General features: G+C 63.6%; 13 protein-coding genes. 12 read left to right on the forward strand and 1 reads right to left on the reverse strand.

The annotated features are described in order from the left end of the window. Nucleotides 1–219 precede the first annotated feature (219 nt). The 11 genes from mprF to DCO48_RS15305 all read left to right on the forward strand — a co-directional run bounded on the left by mprF (nt 220) and on the right by DCO48_RS15305 (nt 13,988). Entirely contained in the window at nt 220–2,850 is a 2,631-nt protein-coding gene (gene mprF, locus DCO48_RS15255) for a bifunctional lysylphosphatidylglycerol flippase/synthetase MprF (RefSeq protein ID WP_371919514.1), read from the forward strand. Further along, complete coding sequence (locus DCO48_RS15260) at nt 2,850–4,145, forward strand: virulence factor family protein (protein WP_116551444.1); 1,296 nt, start codon at nt 2,850–2,852, stop codon at nt 4,143–4,145. Before mprF ends, DCO48_RS15260 begins: the two co-directional genes overlap by 1 nt. A gap of 224 nt (nt 4,146–4,369) precedes the next feature. After that, nucleotides 4,370–5,125, forward strand: coding sequence for a DeoR/GlpR family transcriptional regulator (locus DCO48_RS15265; protein WP_116551445.1), 756 nt, complete (start codon nt 4,370–4,372; stop codon nt 5,123–5,125). 172 nt (nt 5,126–5,297) lie between these two features. Beyond that, a complete protein-coding gene (glpD, locus tag DCO48_RS15270) occupies nt 5,298–6,842 on the forward strand; it encodes a glycerol-3-phosphate dehydrogenase (RefSeq protein WP_177410619.1) in 1,545 nt (514 codons plus the stop codon). Nucleotides 6,843–7,160: 318 nt separating this feature from the next. After that, nucleotides 7,161–8,093 (forward strand): glutamate/aspartate ABC transporter substrate-binding protein, encoded by a 933-nt coding sequence (locus tag DCO48_RS15275; protein ID WP_116551447.1) that lies wholly within the window; start codon nt 7,161–7,163, stop codon nt 8,091–8,093. 101 nt (nt 8,094–8,194) lie between these two features. Beyond that, nucleotides 8,195–8,941: an amino acid ABC transporter permease gene (locus tag DCO48_RS15280; RefSeq protein WP_116551448.1), complete on the forward strand. Its 747-nt coding sequence runs from the start codon at nt 8,195–8,197 to the stop codon at nt 8,939–8,941. Continuing rightward, the gene (locus DCO48_RS15285) at nt 8,938–9,606 is read left to right on the forward strand and encodes an ABC transporter permease subunit (RefSeq protein ID WP_165840781.1); all 669 of its coding nucleotides are present in this window, start codon (nt 8,938–8,940) and stop codon (nt 9,604–9,606) included. The genes DCO48_RS15280 and DCO48_RS15285 overlap by 4 nt, the downstream gene beginning before the upstream one ends. Then, the gene (locus DCO48_RS15290; protein WP_116551450.1) at nt 9,603–10,337 is read left to right on the forward strand and encodes an amino acid ABC transporter ATP-binding protein; all 735 of its coding nucleotides are present in this window, start codon (nt 9,603–9,605) and stop codon (nt 10,335–10,337) included. The genes DCO48_RS15285 and DCO48_RS15290 overlap by 4 nt, the downstream gene beginning before the upstream one ends. A gap of 67 nt (nt 10,338–10,404) precedes the next feature. After that, nucleotides 10,405–12,312, forward strand: a complete 1,908-nt coding sequence (locus DCO48_RS15295) for an ATP-binding protein (protein WP_116551451.1) — start codon at nt 10,405–10,407, stop codon at nt 12,310–12,312. After that, nucleotides 12,309–13,634 (forward strand): sigma-54 dependent transcriptional regulator, encoded by a 1,326-nt coding sequence (locus DCO48_RS15300; RefSeq protein WP_116551452.1) that lies wholly within the window; start codon nt 12,309–12,311, stop codon nt 13,632–13,634. Before DCO48_RS15295 ends, DCO48_RS15300 begins: the two co-directional genes overlap by 4 nt. A gap of 27 nt (nt 13,635–13,661) precedes the next feature. Beyond that, nucleotides 13,662–13,988, forward strand: a complete 327-nt coding sequence (locus DCO48_RS15305; protein WP_165840782.1) for a GlpM family protein — start codon at nt 13,662–13,664, stop codon at nt 13,986–13,988. Nucleotides 13,989–14,021: 33 nt separating this feature from the next. On the opposite strand, the gene DCO48_RS15310 is transcribed toward DCO48_RS15305, so the two are convergent. Continuing rightward, a complete protein-coding gene (locus tag DCO48_RS15310; protein WP_116551454.1) occupies nt 14,022–15,014 on the reverse strand; it encodes an alpha/beta fold hydrolase in 993 nt (330 codons plus the stop codon). Nucleotides 15,015–15,201: 187 nt separating this feature from the next. On the opposite strand from DCO48_RS15310, the gene DCO48_RS15315 reads away from it, so the two are divergent. After that, entirely contained in the window at nt 15,202–20,112 is a 4,911-nt protein-coding gene (locus DCO48_RS15315) for a dermonecrotic toxin domain-containing protein (RefSeq protein WP_116551455.1), read from the forward strand. Nucleotides 20,113–20,148 lie beyond the last annotated feature (36 nt).

The following is a 20,148-nucleotide window of genomic DNA, read 5'->3' on the forward strand; positions in this document are numbered from 1 at the left end:
AACAGAAAAGGCCACTTTGAAAAAAGTGGCCTTTTTTGCGTCTGCAGCAAAACCACCCTCGCCGCCCGGCAACGTGAAACAACTTTAACTATCCTGACGACACGGATACGTCTGATCGCGCGTAATATTCAGACATTATTTTTCCACAGGGATTGGTAACTTGGCCGGATATTCCCATCCTGTCGCGCACAATCCACGAGGTGATTGATGCGCTCACACATGCCTGAAACCGAAGCCCCTGTCACGGCTGCGCAACCTATCGCTGCCCACCGCCTGCGCTGGCTGGAACTGCTCAGCAAGTATCGCCAGCCAATTGGCCTGGCAGTGACCTTGCTGCTGTTCGGCATCGCCTTGATTGCCTGCCGCCACCTGCTCAGCGAACTGGACATCTACGCCCTGCACGACTCGATGCTGAGCGTGCCAAAGCCGGCGCTGGCCGGGGCATTCCTGGCGACGGTGGCCGGTTTTGTGATTCTGCTCGGCTATGAATGGTCGGCCAGTCGCTACGCCGGGGTCAGCCTGCCCGCATCGACCCTGGCGATGGGCGGCTTCTGTGCCTTTGCCATAGGCAATGCCATCGGCCTGTCGCTGCTGTCCGGCGGCTCGGTGCGTTATCGCCTGTATGCCCGGCATGGCATCGGTGCCGGTGAAGTGGCGCGGATGACCCTGTTCGCCAGCCTGTCGTTGGGCTGCGCATTGCCACCACTGGCCGCGCTGGCCACCCTGAGCAACCTGCCCGCAGCATCGGCAGCGTTGCGCCTGCCCAGCGCAGTGCTGGCGACCAGCGCCCTGGCTGTGCTCGGCCTGAGCCTGGCGCTGGCCTATGGCCTTTACCGTCGGCGCCTGCCGGAGCAGCCGCTGGCCGATAACCTGCTGGTGCAGATCGGCCGACGCACCCTGCGCCTGCCGGGCGCGCGCCTGAGCCTGCTGCAACTGCTGATCACCGCCTTAGACGTGGCCGCCGCTGCCACCGTGCTGTATCTGCTGCTGCCGGAGGCGCCGCCGTTTGGCGCGTTCCTGCTGGTTTACCTGCTGGCGCTGGCCGCAGGCGTGCTCAGCCATGTGCCGGGCGGCATCGGCGTGTTCGAAGCGATCCTGCTGGCGGCCTTCGCCAATCAGCTCGGCGCCGCACCACTGGCCGCCGCGCTGCTGCTCTATCGCCTCATCTATGTCGTGCTGCCGATGCTGGTGGCCTGTGTGCTGCTGCTGGCCAGCGAGGCGCGGCGCTTCCTGTTCGCCCAGCAGGCGATCAAGATTGCCTCGGGCCTGGCGGCGCCGGTGCTGGCCGTGCTGGTATTCCTCTCCGGCGTGGTCCTGCTGTTCTCCGGCGCCACCCCGGAGATCGACGAACGCCTGCAACACCTGGGCTTTCTGGTCCCGCACCGACTGATCGATGCCTCGCATTTCGGCGCCAGCCTGATCGGCGTGCTCTGCCTGTTGCTGGCCCAGGGCCTGCGGCGGCGCCTGTCAGCCGCCTGGATGCTGACCACCACCCTGCTGCTGGTCGGTGCCCTGCTCTCGCTGCTCAAAGGGTTCGACTGGGAAGAAGCCAGCCTGCTGATCTTCACCGCCTGCCTGCTGGCACTGTTCCGGCGCTCGTTCTATCGCCCGAGCCGCCTGTTTGAACTGCCGTTCTCGCCGATCTACCTGGTGGCCAGCGCCTGTGTGGTGGGCGCTTCAGTATGGCTGCTGCTGTTTGCCTATCAGGACGTGCCGTACAGCCACAAACTCTGGTGGCAGTTCACCCTCGACGCCGACGCCCCACGCGGCCTGCGTTCGGCCCTGGGGAGCGCCGTGCTGCTGGTGATCGTCGCGCTGACCTGGCTACTGCGCACCGCGCGGCCGACCATTCATCTGCCGACAGCCGAAGAACTGCAACGTGCCAAGCGTATCCTGCAAAGCTCCGACCAGCCCGACGGCGGCCTGGCACTGACCGGCGACAAGGCCCTGCTGTTCCACCCGGACGACGACGCCTTCCTGATGTATGCCCGGCGCGGGCGCAGCCTGGTGGCACTCTACGATCCAATCGGCCCGGCCCAGCAGCGCGCCGAGATGATCTGGCAATTCCGCGACCTCTGCGACATTCACCACGCGCGCCCGGTGTTCTATCAGGTGCGCGCGGAGAACCTGCCGTTCTATATGGACATCGGCCTGACCGCGATCAAGCTCGGCGAGGAGGCTCGGGTCGATCTGCTGCGCTTTGACCTGGAAGCCAAAGGCAAGGAAATGAAAGACCTGCGCTACACCTGGAACCGCGGCACCCGCGACGGTCTGAGCCTGGAGATTCACGAACCGGGACAGGCGCCGCTGGACGAACTGAAAGTGATTTCCGATGCCTGGCTCACCGGCAAGAACGTGCGCGAGAAAGGCTTCTCGCTGGGCCGATTCAGCCCGGAATACCTGCAGCATTTCCGCATCGCCCTGATCCGTTTCCAGGGCCAGCCGGTGGCATTTGCCAACCTGCTGGAAACGCACAGCCACGAGCTGGCCAGCCTGGACCTGATGCGCGCCCACCCGGACGCGCCGAAGCTGACCATGGAGTTCATGATGGTCGGCCTGATTCAATACTATAAGCAGCACGGTTATGCCCGCTTCAGCCTTGGCATGGTGCCCTTGTCGGGCCTGCAACCGCGGCGCGGCGCACCCTTGACCCAGCGCCTGGGCTCAATGGTGTTCCAGCGTGGCGAACAGCTCTACAACTTCCAGGGCCTGCGCCGCTTCAAAGACAAGTTCCAACCCGACTGGGAACCCCGCTACATGGCCGTGCCTGCCGGACTCGATCCGCTGGTTGCATTGGCCGACACTGCCGCCCTGATCGCGGGCGGCCTGACTGGATTGGTGAAACGCTGATGATTCGACGCTATGGGTTGTACGTACTGGCTGCCGTGCTGGCGGCCCTGCTGGCTGCCGCCGCGGCCTTCTGGCTGTGGACGCGGCCGGCGCCAGAGGCGCGCCTGGAACACCTGACCCTGGCCGACGGCAGCAGCCTGGTGCGGGTCACCCCCGGCACCAAGGCCAAGGCCCGCGTGGCGATTGCCGTGCCGCAGGAGCAACTGCTCAGCGACAAGCAGTTGCTCGACCTGAGCCAGAGCGGCGAAGCGCAACTGGTGCAGGTGGTATTGCCACCGGCCGACTGCAACCTGCAGCAGCAGGCGCTGCACCAATCGCTGCAACAATTGCAGGGTACGCCGACCCTGGTCGCCGGTATCGGCCCAGGCGCCAACCTGGCCTGGAGCTGGCTGGCCGGGCAAACCGACGACAAGGCCCAGGCGATCTCGGTGGACTTCAACCTGGAACAACCGGGCTGCACCGCAGCGCTGCCGAAAGCGGCGGCGCACGGTCACTGGAGCGTGGCCTGGAACGACAACCCGGACGATGCCAGCGCGGCCTTCGTGCGCGACCAGGCGAATGCCGAAACCAGCATCAGCGATTACGACATTCACCTGCCACAAGTGCTCAAGGCCCAGCTCACCCAAGCGCTGATCGGCAACGACGGCAACGCCATGAGCATTCCGGTGGTGGAAGTCCCGGCCGGACAAACCACCGACACCGTAACCCTGTTCCTGTCTGGTGACGGTGGCTGGCGCGACCTCGACCGCGATGTCGCCGGCGAGATGGCCAAGCTGGGCTACCCGGTGGTCGGCATCGACACGCTGCGTTACTACTGGCAGCACAAGACCCCGGAACAGAGCGCAGTCGACCTTTCCGAACTGATGCAGCACTACCGCCAGAAGTGGGGCACCAAACGCTTCGTACTGACCGGTTATTCGTTCGGCGCCGATGTGTTGCCGGCAATCTACAACCGCCTGCCGGACGCAGACCAGAAGCGCATCGACGCGGTGATCCTGCTGGCATTCGCCCGCAGCGGCAGCTTCGAGATCGAGGTCGAAGGCTGGCTGGGCAACGCCGGCAAGGAAGCCCCGACCGGGCCGGAAATGGCCCGCATGCCGGCCGCCAAGGTGGTGTGTATCTATGGCGAGGAAGAAACCGACGAGAGCGGCTGCACCGACCACACCGCGGTGGGCGAGCGCCTGAAACTGCCAGGCGGTCACCACTTCGACGAAAACTACCCGGCCTTGGCCAAGCGCCTGATCAACGAAATCGAGAATCGCCAGGGAAAGACCAGCGTCGCTGAGCAGAACTGATCGGGTGACCGTGTGGGAGCGGCGATGCGGCGACCCGACTCGTCCCGCGATGAAGCCGGGCCAGAGTGCCCACAGGCCTCTACCTGATGCACGGCCGCTCTGCGGCCGATCACGGTACAGGCCCGCTCCCACATGGCAGGTAGCGTCCTTGAGACCCACACTGGCCGCCAGGCGATTCCTACGGCATCATGGGACAATTTGCCCGGCAGCCCCAAGGACCGCCCATGAATCTGCCCCCACGCCAACAACAAATCCTCGAACTGGTGCGCGAACGCGGCTACGTCAGTATCGAAGAAATGGCGCAGTTGTTCGTCGTCACCCCGCAAACCATCCGCCGTGACATCAACCAGCTTGCCGAAGTGAACCTGCTGCGCCGTTACCACGGTGGCGCGGCCTACGACTCCAGCATCGAAAACACCGCCTACGCCATGCGCGCCGACCAGATGCGCGACGAGAAGCAACGCATCGCCGAAGCCATCGCCCGGCAGATTCCCGATCACGCCTCGCTGTTCATCAACATCGGTACCACCACCGAGTCGATTGCCCGCGCCCTGCTGAACCACAACCACCTGAAAATCATCACCAACAACCTGCATGTGGCCTCGATCCTCAGCGCCAAGGACGACTTTGAAGTGCTCCTGGCCGGTGGCAACGTGCGCCGCGACGGCGGCGTGGTGGGCCAGGCCAGCGTCGATTTTATCAACCAGTTCAAGGTCGACTTCGCCCTGGTCGGCATCAGCGGCATCGACGAAGACGGCAGCCTGCTCGACTTCGACTACCAGGAAGTCCGGGTTTCCCAGGCGATCATTGCCAATGCCCGCCAGGTTGTCCTCGCCGCCGACTCCAGCAAGTTCGGCCGCAATGCCATGGTTCGCCTCGGTTCAATCAGCCTGATCGACTGCCTGGTGACCGATCAGGCGCCGGTCGCCGCCCTCGCGCAACTGCTCAACCAGCACAAGATCCGCCTCGAAGTGGTCTGACGGCCAGCGCGCTGCCATCGCCCGGATGGCAGCGCTCGATGTTCGGAATTTTTCATTTAATTGTCATCCGATCAGTATTTTCTATTGAAAGCGACTGGCGGCCGCCTTTTCGTTGCGCTACCATTTTCGAAAGCGAACATTAATGTTCATATTCGCTATTAAAAATATGCTTATGAGGCCGCCCGTGTCCCACACCAGCTTGTCATCGCCTACCCTTGCCGAAATCTATGACGTCGCCGTGATTGGCGGTGGCATCAATGGTGTTGGTATCGCCGCCGATGCCGCCGGGCGCGGCCTATCGGTATTCCTCTGCGAAAAGGACGACCTCGCCAGCCATACCTCCTCGGCCAGCAGCAAGCTGATCCACGGGGGGCTGCGCTACCTCGAGCACTACGAATTCCGCCTGGTGCGCGAAGCGCTGGCCGAACGTGAAGTGCTGCTGGCCAAGGCCCCGCACATCGTCAAGCCGATGCGCTTCGTGCTGCCGCACCGACCGCACCTGCGCCCGGCGTGGATGATCCGTGCGGGGCTGTTCCTCTACGATCACCTGGGCAAGCGCAAGAAGCTCGGCGCCTCGCGCAGCCTGCGCTTTGGTCCAGATAGCCCGCTGAAGCCAGCGATCAGCCGCGGTTTCGAGTACGCCGACTGCGCCGTCGACGACGCCCGCCTGGTGGTACTCAATGCCATGGCTGCACGTGAGCTGGGTGCGCACATCCTCACCCGCACCCGTTGCGTCAGCGCCCGCCGTGTCGGCGCGCTGTGGAACGTCCAGCTGGAGCATGCCGACGGCACCCTGCAATCGATCCAGGCGCGCGCACTGGTCAACGCCGCCGGCCCGTGGGTATCGAAGTTCATCAACGACGACCTGAAGCTGCAAGCGCCGTATGGCATCCGCCTGATTCAGGGCAGCCACCTGATCGTGCCGAAACTGTACGAAGGCGAACACGCCTACATCCTGCAGAACGAAGACCAGCGCATCGTCTTTGCCATTCCGTACCTGGAGCGCTTCACCCTGATCGGCACCACCGACCGCGAATACAGCGGCGACCCGGCCAAGGTGGCGATTACCGAGGCGGAAACCGATTACCTGCTCAAGGTGGTCAACCAGCACTTCAATCACCAACTGAGCCGCAACGACATCTTCAGCAGCTATTCCGGCGTGCGTCCGCTGTGCAACGACGAGTCGGACAACCCGTCGGCCGTCACCCGCGACTACACCCTGGCGCTGTCGGCCAATACCGGGGAAGCGCCACTGCTGTCGGTGTTCGGCGGCAAGCTGACCACCTACCGCAAGCTTGCCGAATCGGCGATGACCGAGCTCGCAGCGTACTTCCCCCAGATGAAAGGCAGCTGGACCGCCACCTCGCCCCTGCCCGGCGGTGAGCAGATGACCACCCCGCAGGCGCTGTGCGACGAGATTCTCGCCCGTTACGGCTGGTTGCCGGCGGCGCTGGCCAAGCGCTGGGCGCTGACCTACGGCAGCCGCGCATGGCGCCTGCTGGAAGGCGTACAGGGCCCGGAAGACCTCGGTGAAGCGCTGGGCAGTGGGCTGTTTGCCCGGGAAGTCGACTACCTGTGCAGCGAAGAGTGGGCCGTAAGTGCCGACGATATCCTACGCCGCCGGACCAAGATGGGGCTGTTCATGACAGCCGCGGAGCAGCAAGCGCTGGAGAGGTATCTGCAGCGGGTTGAGCTGAACCGTACACGCGCGGCGTAATACCGCGTCGCCTTTATCGCCGGCAAAGCCGGCGATAAAGGCCTGCCAACTTTCTAAACACTTTGTTCCATCCTGCCATTCGGTTTTCCGAACGCCATACCCCGCGCCATTCGGCAATCCGTACATTACCTGCCTTCACCACCCCGTCAAAAAACTTTAATACCTAGCAAAATCACGGCGTTATGATCAAAGTCAGGGCTTGGCATGAGTCATGCTCTACACTCAGTACCCGAATGCGCAAAGGCTTCATTGCAACATTCGCTGAACGAAAGGGCCCGCCAACGGCCTCATAAAAAAAACAACGTCGAGGATTTTTTGATGCGTATCGTTCCCCATCTGTTGGGCGCCGCCATTGCGGCCGCACTGATCAGCTCCCCAGTCATGGCCGAAGCGCTGACTGGCACCCTGAAGAAGATCAAGGATTCGGGCACCATTACCCTGGGGCATCGCGACGCCTCCATTCCGTTCTCCTACATCGCCGACGCATCGGGCAAGCCGGTCGGCTATTCGCATGACATCCAGGTCGCCATCGTCGAGTCGCTGAAAAAGGACCTGGACCTCAAAGACCTGGAAGTCAAATACAACCTGGTCACCTCGCAAACCCGTATCCCGCTGGTGCAGAACGGCACCGTGGACGTCGAATGCGGCTCCACCACCAACAACGTCGAGCGCCAGCAGCAGGTCGCGTTCTCGGTGGGCATCTTCGAAGTGGGCACCCGCCTGCTGACCAAGGCCGAAGGCGGCAAGCCGGAAAACGCCAAGTACAAGGAGTTCTCCGATCTGGCCGGCAAGAACGTGGTGACCACCGCCGGTACCACCTCCGAGCGCATCCTCAAGGCGATGAACGCCGACAAGCAGATGAAAATGAACGTCATCTCCGCCAAAGACCATGGCGAGTCGTTCCAGATGCTCGAATCCGGCCGCGCCGTGGCCTTCATGATGGACGACGCCCTGCTCGCCGGCGAAATGGCCAAGGCCAAAGACCCGAAAGGCTGGGCTATCGTCGGCACCCCACAGTCCTATGAAATCTACGGCTGCATGGTCCGCAAAGAAGACGCACCGTTCAAGGCAGCGGTCGACAAGGCCATCGTCGCCCTCTACAAGTCCGGTGAGATCAACAAGATCTACGACAAATGGTTCAACCAGCCAGTCCCGCCAAAAGGCCTGAACCTGAACTTCCCGATGAGCGACGAGCTCAAGGCGTTGATCGCCAACCCTACCGACAAAGCTGCAGACGAAAAGAAGTCCTGAACCCCAGCTAGTTAGTGTCTAACCTTTCATCCGAGGGCGCCGTGCGCGCCCCCGGATGCTCGAAGGTGCCCGTGAAACAACCGATCTGAGGGGAGACCCCGATGAATTACAACTGGGACTGGGGCGTATTCTTCAAGTCCACTGGCGTGGGCAGCGAGACCTACCTCGACTGGTACATTACCGGTCTGGGCTGGACCATCCTGATTGCCGTGACCGCCTGGATCATCGCGCTGCTACTGGGTTCGCTGCTCGGCGTCATGCGTACCGTGCCGAACCGTGTGGTATCCGGTATCGCCACCTGCTACGTGGAACTGTTCCGTAACGTGCCGCTGCTGGTACAGCTGTTCATCTGGTACTTCCTGGTACCGGACCTGCTGCCTGAAGGCCTGCAGGAATGGTTCAAGCAAGACCTCAACCCGACCACCTCGGCACTGATCAGCGTGGTGATCTGCCTGGGTCTGTTCACCGCCGCGCGCGTCTGCGAACAAGTGCGCACCGGCATTCAGGCGCTGCCGCGCGGCCAGGAAGCCGCCGCCCGGGCCATGGGCTTCAGCCTGGCGCAGATCTACAAGAACGTACTGCTGCCGCAAGCCTACCGGATCATCATTCCGCCGCTTACCTCGGAATTCCTGAACGTGTTCAAGAACTCCTCGGTGGCCTCGCTGATCGGTCTGATGGAACTGCTGGCGCAAACCAAGCAGACCGCCGAGTTCTCCGCCAACCTGTTCGAGGCCTTCACCCTGGCCACGCTGATCTACTTCACCCTGAACATGGGGCTGATGTTGCTGATGCGCCTGATCGAGAAGAAAGTCGCCGTACCCGGCCTGATCTCCGTGGGGGGTAAATAATGGACTTCAGTGGAATCATCCCTGCCCTGCCGGGCCTGTGGAACGGCATGGTCATGACCCTGCAACTGATGGTCATGGGCGTGGTCGGCGGTATTGCCCTGGGCACCGTGCTGGCGCTCATGCGCCTGTCGTCGAACAAGCTGATGGCCAACATCGCCGGCGCCTACGTCAACTACTTCCGCTCCATCCCGCTGCTGCTGGTGATCACCTGGTTCTACCTGGCGGTGCCGTTCGTGCTGCGCTGGATCACCGGCGAAGACACCCCGATCGGCGCGTTCACCTCCTGCGTCGTGGCCTTCATGATGTTCGAGGCGGCGTACTTCTGCGAAATCGTCCGTGCCGGTGTGCAATCGATCTCCAAGGGCCAGATGGGCGCCGCACAAGCGCTGGGCATGACCTATGGTCAAACCATGCGCCTGATCATCCTGCCGCAGGCGTTCCGCAAGATGACCCCGCTGCTGCTGCAGCAGAGCATCATCCTGTTCCAGGACACCTCGCTGGTTTATACCGTCGGCCTGGTCGACTTCCTTAACTCGGCACGTGCCAGTGGCGACATCATCGGGCGCTCCAACGAGTTCCTGGTCTTCGCCGGTGCCGTGTACTTCGTCATCAGCTTCTCCGCTTCCTTCCTGGTCAAGCGTCTGCAGAAAAGGATAACCGTATGATCTCCATCAAGAACGTCAACAAGTGGTACGGGGACTTCCAGGTTCTGACCGACTGCAACACCGAAGTGAAGAAAGGCGAGGTCGTGGTGGTCTGCGGTCCGTCCGGTTCGGGTAAGTCGACCCTGATCAAGTGCGTCAACGCGCTGGAACCGTTCCAGAAGGGCGACATCATCGTCGACGGCACGTCGATTGCCGACCCAAAGACCAACCTGCCGAAACTGCGTTCGCGGGTGGGCATGGTGTTCCAGCACTTCGAGCTGTTCCCGCACCTGAGCATCACCGAGAACCTGACCATTGCCCAGCGCAAGGTCCTCGGTCGCAGCGAAGCCGAAGCGACCAAGAAGGGCCTGGCCCTGCTCGATCGCGTAGGCCTGAGCGCACATGCCAAGAAGCACCCGGGCCAGCTCTCCGGCGGCCAGCAGCAGCGCGTGGCGATTGCCCGCGCACTGTCGATGGACCCGATCGTCATGCTGTTCGACGAGCCGACCTCGGCACTGGACCCGGAAATGGTCAGCGAAGTACTCGACGTGATGGTCGAACTGGCCCACGAAGGCATGACCATGATGTGCGTGACCCACGAAATGGGCTTTGCCCGCAAGGTCGCCAACCGGGTCATCTTCATGGACAAGGGCAACATCATCGAGGACTGCACCAAGGAGCAGTTCTTCGGCGACAGCGAAGCCCGCGACCCGCGTACCCAGCACTTCCTGAGCAAGATCCTGCAACACTGATCCAACCACTGCCCGCTGCCCGGCACCTGCCGGACAGCGGGTGCTGGTGGTAACAAGGCCCTCTGTGATGAAATGCGATCCCACGCTCTTTCGCCCAGCCAAGCCTGCCCTTGCCGTGAAACCCCGTCTGATCCGCCATTTGTTCCTTCCGCCGCTGATCATCCTGCTGATGATCGGCCTGGGCGTCATCGGCTTTCTGATCAGCGAGCACAACGGCATTCGCAGCTTGAGCGAGAACGGCGAGCGCCAGCTCGAGCTGAACGCGCGCGCGGTCGAGAGCGAGATCAGCAAGTACACCTACCTGCCGAGCCTGCTGGAACTGGAAGACAGCGTTTCCAGCCTGCTCACCGAACCCGAGGGCGAACACCGCCAGGCGGTCAACGAATACCTCGAGGGCCTGAACCGGCGCAGCCGCAGCCGAACGATCTTCGTCCTCGACACCAGCGGCCGCGTGCAGGCCACCAGCAACTGGCGCGACGTCGACAGTTTCCTCGGTGAAGACTTGTCGTTCCGTGCCTATTTCCAGGACGCCGTGCGTGGCCAGCCGGGCCGTTTCTATGGGATCGGCAGCACCACCGGCGAACCCGGTTACTACCTGGCCCACGGTCTGGAAGAACACGGCAAGATCATTGGCGTCGCGGTGATCAAGGTGCGCCTGGAAGCCATGGAGGAGCGCTGGCAACGCGCCCGCCTGGAGGCCTTTGTCAGCGATGAGAACGGCATCATCATTCTCTCCAGCGACCCGGCACGGCGACTCAAGTCGGTGCGCCCGCTCACCCCAGAGACCAAGGAGCGCCTGGCGCGCAGCCTGCAGTACTACTGGTTCCCGCTGAACGAACTGCAGCCGCTGGCGCGGGAAAAACTCGCCGACGGCGTCGAGAAGCTGACCTTCCCGGCCAATGCCGAGCTCGGCGATGGCCCCCATGAAGTCACCTACCTGGCGCAAACCCGCCGACTGATCGACACGCCCTGGCATTTCACCCTGCTCACGCCGCTGCAGGACCTGCGCCGCGAGTCGATCGTGCAGGGCGTGCTGGTGGCCATCGCCTTCGCCCTGCTGGCCATTGTGCTGATCGCCTGGAACGAGCGGCGCAAGGTCATCGCCACCCGCCTGGCGGCGCGCGAGGCGCTGGAAGAAGCCAACAACCAGCTCGAACGCAAGATCACCGAACGCACCGCCGACCTGCGCGCCAGCAACGAGCGCCTCAAGGGCCAGATCCGCGAGCGCCGGCATGCCGAACAGACCTTGCGGCATGCCCAGGACGAGCTGGTACAGGCCGGCAAGCTGGCGGCCATCGGGCAGATGTCGACCAGCATCGCCCACGAACTGAACCAGCCGCTGGCGGCCCTGCGCACGCTGTCGGGCAATACCGTACGCTTCCTCGAACGCGGCGCACTGGAAACCGCCAGCGCCAACCTGCGCACCATGAACGACCTGATCGACCGCATGGGCCGCATCACCGCCAGCCTGCGCTCGTTCGCCCGGCGTGGCGACGACCGCGGCCAGGCGTCGCTGGCCAAGGCCGTGGCCGCCGCCCAGCAGGTGCTGGCGGCGCGCATCGAACGTTGTGGGCTGACGTTGCATGCCGATTACACGGACCAGCAACTGGCCATCGACCAGACGCGCCTGGAGCAGATCCTGGTCAACCTGATTGGTAACGCCCTCGACGCCATGGCCGCCGTGCCGCTGCCGCAGTTGTGGCTGGAAGGCGAACCGCAGGGCGACAAATACCGCCTGCGGGTGCGTGACAATGGCCACGGCATCGACGATGAAACCCGCAAGCACCTGTTCGAACCCTTCTTCACCACCAAACCGGGCGAGCATGGCCTGGGCCTGGGCCTGACCTTGTCGGCCAGCCTGGCCGCCGCCGCCAGCGGCAGTCTCAGCGTCGAACACCCCGCCAGCGGCGGTACCGCGTTCGTTGTCAGCCTGCCGCTGGTCAATGCCCCTACTGAACCCGCCGAGTCCCTATGAACGCATCGCCCCTTACCGTCCTGATTGTCGAAGACGACCCGCATGTGTTGCTGGGCTGCCAGCAGGCGCTGGCCCTGGAAGATATTGCCTGCGAGGGCGTCGGCAGTGCCGAACTGGCCCTGGAGCGCATCGGCGACGACTTCGCCGGTATTGTCGTCAGCGATATCCGCCTGCCCGGCATCGACGGGTTGGAGCTGCTCAGCCGGCTCAAGGCGCGCGACCGCAGTCTGCCGGTGGTGCTGATTACCGGCCATGGCGATATCGACATGGCGGTGGGCGCCATGCGCAATGGCGCCTACGACTTCATGGAGAAGCCCTTTTCTCCCGAGCGCCTGGTCGACGTCGTGCGCCGTGCACTGGAGCAACGCGGGCTGGCCCGGGAAGTGTTTTCCCTGCGCCGCCAACTGGCCGAGCGCAGCACCCTCGAAGGACGGATCATCGGCCGCTCGCCAGCCATGCACAACCTACGCGAGTTGATCGCCAACGTCGCCGACACCTCGGCCAACGTGTTGATCGAAGGCGAGACCGGTACCGGTAAAGAGCTGGTTGCGCGCTGCCTGCATGATTTCAGCCGGCGTCAGGGCCAGCCGTTCGTGGCGCTGAACTGTGGCGGGCTACCGGAGAACCTGTTCGAAAGCGAGATTTTCGGCCATGAGGCGAATGCCTTTACCGGCGCCGGAAAACGCCGGATCGGCAAGATCGAGCATGCCAATGGCGGCACGCTGTTTCTCGACGAAGTCGAGAGCATGCCGCTGAACCTGCAGATCAAACTGCTGCGCGTGTTGCAGGAGCGCACCCTGGAGCGGCTTGGCTCGAACCAGAGCATCGCCGTCGATTGCCGGGTAATTGCCGCAACCAAGTCCGACCTGGATGCCCTGGGCCAGAGCGGGCAGTTCCGTAGCGACCTGTATTACCGGCTCAACGTCGTCACCCTCGAACTGCCGCCGCTGCGCGAGCGGCGCGAGGACATCCTGCAGCTGTTCGAGCACTTCCTCCAACAGTCGTCGTTGCGCTTCGACCGCGAGGTGCCGCAGCTCGACAGCCAGACCCTGTCGCGGCTGATGGCCCATGACTGGCCGGGCAACGTGCGCGAACTGCGCAACGTCGCCGAGCGCTTTGCCCTGGGCTTGCCGGCGTTCAAGAAAACCGGCGCGGCGGTGGCGCAGAGCCTGGGCTTTGCCGAAGCCGTGGAGGCGTTCGAACGCAACTTGCTCGGCGATGCCCTGCAGCGTAGCGGCGGCAACTTGAGCCAGGCCAGCCAGGAGCTGGGCATGGCCAAGACCACGCTGTTCGACAAAGTGAAGAAGTACGGTCTTGGCTGATCAATCTAGAGAGACGACGTGGACCTGATACTCAAAGCCTGCCTCGGCGCGGCGGTGGTGGTGATACTTGCCGCGCTGGCGAAAACCCGTAATTACTACATCGCCGGCCTGGTGCCACTGTTTCCGACGTTTGCGCTGATAGCCCATTACATTGTCGGCAAGGGCCGCTCGCTGGAAGACCTGAAGACCACGATCCTGTTCGGCATGTGGTCGATCATTCCGTACTTTGTGTACCTGGCGGCGTTGTACCTGCTGGTTGACCGGCTGCGCCTGGAAGCGTCGCTGGCGCTGGCGGCGCTGGCCTGGCTGGTTGCGGCGACGCTGCTGGTGAGCGTGTGGGTGCGGTTGCACTGACAGCAAGTCAGGCCTCAGCGCGGGACGACAAGATCAATACACCGCCACCTGCGTAGCCGCCAACCGCTGCACCTGCAGATACGGCAACACCGCCCCCAGCAGTTGTGCCTTGAACGGCTCCTGGAAGCGATGTGCCAAGCCTGGGATCAGCTTCAACTGACTGCCCTGGATATGCGCCGCCAGGTGCACCCCATGCATTACCGGCAACAGCGGATCGGCCGTGCCATGCACCACCAGGGTCGGCAGGCGCAGCTGGTTCAGCAACGCCACCCGACTCGGCTCGGCGAGGATCGCCATGATCTGCCGCTTCACCCCCTCCGGGTTGAACGCCCGGTCGTACGCCTGCGCCGCCTGCTGCAACAACACCTGCCGGTCGTCCGGGTACTGCGGGCTGCCCAGCGCCGCCAGCAGATCGGCCTGCTGTTCCAGCGCCACCGCGCGATTCGGCGCGCCACGCCGCGCCAGTTGCTCGACCAGTGCCGGCGCTGGCGCCGGCAAGCCGAGCGCACCGGAACTGGACATGATCAGGGTCAGGCTCTCGACCCGCGCCGGCGCCTGCGCCGCCAGGTGCTGGGCAATCATCCCGCCCATGCTCACCCCCAACACATGAAAGCGCTGCACCTGCAATGCATCCATCAGCCGCAGGCCATCGTCGGCCATCTCGGTCAGGGTGTACGGCGCCGCCAGCGGCAGACCGAGCTTGTAGCGCAAGACTTCAACGCTCAGGTTGGCACTGGCCGGCGGCTGGTTCCAGGTCGACAGGCCGACATCGCGGTTGTCATAGCGGATCACCCGGAAACCCTGCTCGCACAGCGCCGTCACCACCTCGTCCGGCCAATGGATCAATTGCCCACCCAAACCCATCACCAGCAGCAACGCCGGGTCGCTGCGCCGGCCAATGCTCTGGTAGGCCAGGGTCACCTGGCCCAGCTCGGCAAACTCGGTCGGCACATCGACGGCGCAACGCGCAGTGGCAAAGGAAGGCAGCGCCAACAACAGCGCCAGAAGAAAAAGATAAACCCGCATGAAAACACCAGAACGCAAATCCCCAACAAGGCACGAGTCTGATGAAGTTATTGCCGGCGCACCTGCACAATTCGATGACAATTTCGTGAACCCGGGCGAACGGTCGGCACATTACATATCTAGCGCCTGCGCCCGGAGCAGCCCCTTTTAATGGCAAGCCTCACCAGCCAGCCGCAGAGGCAGCCGCATGCACCCGTTAATTGCGCCACTGAGCGACACCCCCTCGATCGAGTTCGACCTGCACAGCCCCCAGCCCCCTACGCTTCGCGACGAAAGCCTGGCGCTGGCCGCGCACCGCCGCTGGGCCGACGCCTACCGTCAGTTGCAAAGCCTGCTCGCGCAATTGCCCGCCGCAACCGCCCCCCCTACTGATTGGCAGCGCCATTGGGCTGCCAGGGCGCCCGCCACGCCATGGTCGCGCCAGGAACTGGCCGTCGAGCTCTACCGTATCCATCTTGAAGCCGCCACCCAGTTCAACTTGGCCAGTGGCGCCCCCCACACCTCGATCAATCCCCCGCCAACTGCCGAGCCACAGACGTTCGTGCAGCAATGGCTGGATCAACTGCAAGCCGCACGCAGCAGGTCACAACCAACCAGCGTCGCGCCCCTGTTCGCCGAGCCACCAGTGTTGCCGAGCGTTCAGCCGGAACCCAGCGCCAGCCTGGACTGCTTCGGCCAGTTGCATATCGACATACCGCTGAGCACGCGCTGGGCCGCGCTCAAGCAACAGTACGACGCCCTTGAGGCCGTGCCCGAGGGCGATGCGACGCTAAAGGCTGCGCTGGCCGCCCAGGAGCAGGCAAACGCGGCAGCCGCCAGTGCCGTGGCGGCGCTGCTCGACGCGCAAGCCCCGGAGCAATTGTTCAATCTGCGCAACAGCGCGCCCTTTACCGCCCTGTACCGGGCCCGGCTCGACGGCCTGCGTGCCGAAGGCCGTATCCAGCACACGCTGGGTTTGCTCGACGACGGCGAGCAAAGCATGCTCGAAGCCTTCGCCCGGACGCCCGACGCCACGAACCGCCCCCCCCGTCTCGCGCTGGCGGCCAACCTGACGCTGAACGTTCTCGATCCGCAAGGACGACGGCACAGCGAAGAATTGCCGGGCGCCCTGCTGCTCTCTGCCGGCGACGACCAGGACAGCGCCAGCGTACTGCTCTACCTGCCCGGCACAGGCGGCGGACTGCAACGTTTCGCCAGCCGCCAACAGATGGAACACAGCCTGTTCAAGATCGCTGCCAGCGACCCATCGCTAAGTATTGCCTACAGTGTGATCGGCAGCGACGCCCTGGACTACGCCTTGCAAACCCAACTGCACAGTTATGAGCAACAAGCCGTCGAACTGCAGCGCTCATCTTCGACGCAAATCCCTCAGGCCCTGGCGCAGCTTATCGAGCAGGCGCGCAAGGCGTTGAGCAACCCTCACTGTGCCGCACGCAGTGCCGCCCTCGAATTGCTCCGCGAGCAGCAGCAGACCACACAGCTGGCGCAACAACTGCCCGACTGGCTGAACAATCCGGACGAAGCAACGCGCCTGCGCATCAAGGCCTTGCTTGAAGGTTACATCGCCGCGATGCACCGCTCCCATGCGCTGCTGGAGCGCGACCTGCCCAGCCGCACCGAGTTCGTCGAGCAGAGCATCGCGCAACGGCTGCGCGACGACTTTGCATTGCAAGGTGCTGCTCGCATCAGCTTCGACCTGCCCGACCGTGTCGACTTCAAGCGCGAACTGGTCAACGGCGGTACTCATGGCGTGCCCACCCGGGAAGTGCCGGTAGCCAGCAAGGAGCGCAGCAGCCATAGCCTGGAAGCCCTGGCCCTGCAGAATATCGACGACGACCTGCGCCAGCGCCTGCACTTCATGCGGATACGGATCGAAGCGGCGACTGCACAGGATCACGACACCCTAAGCGCCGCTATCGACCGCCACTGGCTGCTGCGTACACTGCCCCAACTCGACGTTGCCGGGGCATACGAACAGCGCATCTACAGCGCTTTTCGCGGCACCGCCAGCGAGTCTGCACACAGTGTTGCCTACCGTCGCGAATCCCTCGTGGAGCCGCTACGGCTGATGTTGCTGCTGCAAGGCGAGCAGGCCCGACAACGCCAGCAACTGGACGCAGATGCCTGGCAAATCCTGCAGATCGCCATCAATGCCGAACGTGCCGAACGTGCCGAACGTGCCGAAGCCTACCCGGTCGAGGGCGGCGATATCGAACTGCTCGCGGCCCGCCTGAGCAGCGGCGGCAGCGACACTCAGATGCGCGGCGTGACCCTCAGCGGGATCAACTTCATCCACCAACGCAGCACGCACCTCACCGTGCTGTATCTACCGGATGCCCCCGATGGCAACTGCCTGCGCCAATACCCCAGCCTGGAGGCAGCGCGGCTTGGGCTGTTCCGACTAAGCCTGAGCAGTGCCATGCGTAATTACCTGGGTGCTTGCGCCCTGATTGGCGATCCGCAAGCGCACGTGGCACGGATCAACCAGGCGCACCTGACACGCTTCGATGGCATCATCGCAGTCGGCGCGGCGTGGCCGGCCAGCACGTCGCTGGCTGCCCACTTGGTCGACGTAGCCATGGGCCAACAGATCGAAGCCCATCGGCGCAGCTCGCGTTCCAACGACACGCTGTACTTCGAGCAGTTCGCGCGCAACAGCGGCATGGTCTTCAACTACCTGAGAATGGCCCTCGGCGTGGTGCCCTTCGTCGGCACCGGCATTGCCCTGTATGACGCTTGGAACAGCGCCAATCAGGCAACTGCGGCGTTGCTGCGCGGCAAGGTCGGGCATGGCCTGATACAGCTTGAGTCGCTGTTGCTGTCGCTGATCGACGCGTTCATGGACCTCGCGCCCGGCGCCAGCCAGGTGCACAAGCTTGGCCGCCAGTTCACCCGTCAGCGACAACTCGCAGCGCTGCGCGGTGGCATCGCCCGCCTGCACCCGACGCTGGGCACGGCCAAGGTCGCAGTGGCGCAGTTTGCCGGCTATCAGTACGGCCGCGAGATCAGCCTCGCCGGCCTGCTGCCGGAACGCAGCGGCACCTATCGCGGGGTCTACCGGCACGCTGAAGGCAACTTCATCATCAGCCAAGGGCGAACCTTCGAGGTCGAACTGCACGACGCGCCACCGACCTGGCGCCTGCGCGGCAACGGGGTGAAAACCTATAAACAACCAATTGCCCTCGACGAGCACGGCGAATGGCAAACCCATGGCGCGCTCTATGGGCGCCTGGTCAAGGGTGGTTTGGCCGGCGGCGGCGGAGTGCTCGGGCGCCTGGCCGACGGCATCGAACCATATTGGCCAGAGACGCTTCGCGAGCGCTTGCCACGCTGGTGGACCGACCAGGCCTTGCGTCGTCAACTGCGCTTGACCGACGAAATCGATACGCTGGCGCAGCGTCTCGATACGCAAACCCGGCAAAGCAACAACCAACTCGATCACATGCACAGCGTGGCCCGTGACCAGCGCGGCGGGTTGACCCAGAGCATCGACCGGGCCTGCGCCCGCGACATCGAAATGGCCCTGCAACTGACCCAGACCATCGACCAGTTGCTGCCGCTGGTGCACGGCCACAAACGCAGACACTACCAGCAGTTTCGCTGGCGCGCCGCCTGGGTCATTACCGACCGCAGCGTGCGGCGGCTGGACCTCCTGATCAGCAACATTAACGACAACCTCGACGCAATCAGGGGCATCAGTGTGTCGTTGGACAATCAACACAACATCGAGACGTTCTTGCGGCGGCTGGAGCAAAGCAAGGCGATCCGCAAGCAGCAGTTGCTCAACCTCTATGAATGGAGCAGCCTGCAAGAGCAGATGAACACCTGGGTCAAGGAAATCGGCGACCGCGCCATGAAGGCCAAGGTACTGCCTAGCGTCGAATCGCTTAACCAGCGGATGCCGGCGGTGACCCAGGAATACCTGAAAACAGCCAATCTGCTGGAAATCATCCTGAACAACCTGACCGAGCCGGATGCCGCCTGGCTCTACCTGCGCTACGACGTGGCCCAGGCGCGCAACCGGCTGGACCGGGCGCTGCACAACCAGTTCAGCCTGCATGAGGTACAGGCCACCGTGACACAACGGCGGCAGATCCTTGAGCAGTGCCTACAGTGCTATACGCACTACCGTCGGCAACTGGATGCCTGGAGCCTGAGTTCGCCCGAGCAGTTCGATGCGCCACTGGTCGACGCACTGCAGCACCAGTTGGAGGCCACTCGCCAACGCGCGCAGGCGCAACTGAGCAAAGACTATGTCGCGCCCCCCAGAGCCCCGGGCCCTGCTAGCCGCAAACGGATCTTCGAAACCGTAGATAACCAGTTGCTCACGGGTATCGAGGTGCCCGCCTCAGCCACCCGCGCGCGCAGCTTTACCGTACCGGGGATCAACGGCCACGACGAAACCTACGTACAACACGGTTCGAGGTGGGCCCTGGACAGCGAAAGCCACCCGGAATTGCCACTGTCCGTCGACATGGCCGAGCTGGTGGCCGAGGCGCGCAAGCGGCTGGGCAACGTCGACACCTACCAGCGCCGGGTTGAAGACCACTACAGCCGGCGTAGCCTGCTGCCGGTCGATCTGGAAGAAATGCTGCTCAGCGAAGCCACCGCCCTACACACCCGGGCTACTCGCATCGAGCGCCTCGACGCGCGCTCAAGCCTGGTTGGCGAGCTGCGCACGCGCGCCGAACAACTGGCAGCCAGCGGACGTGCCCTGCGGATTGCCAAATCGATGGAAAGCGTCACCCCGAGCGAAGGCCTGCTGGACTTCCTGGTCGACAATCAGGCTGTCGAGATCCTGCGTATCGGACCGGCCAAAGAGTTACCCGGCCGTTTTCAAGGACAGCGCGATTTCCTGGTGGAATTCGAGATCCGCGACATTACCCAGACTGTCGCCAGACCGATGTGGTATGCGCACTTCCACTACAACGCTGTGCGGCCACCCTTCGACAGCTTTACCAAAGCCCACCTGAAAACCGCCACGCAACGCCGCCTCGGCCTGCAATGGCAGCAAACACAAGGGACGACCGCCGACCCGATCTGGCGCGGGGCGATTGGCCGGCCGCTAGCACGGAAGATTTTCGAACAGTACTACTGAGGTGCACCCGATAAAAAAGCCGGCCCGAAAGGGCCG

Source organism: Pseudomonas sp. SDI, assembly GCF_003105155.1.
In the GTDB taxonomy this organism is placed as follows: domain Bacteria; phylum Pseudomonadota; class Gammaproteobacteria; order Pseudomonadales; family Pseudomonadaceae; genus Aquipseudomonas.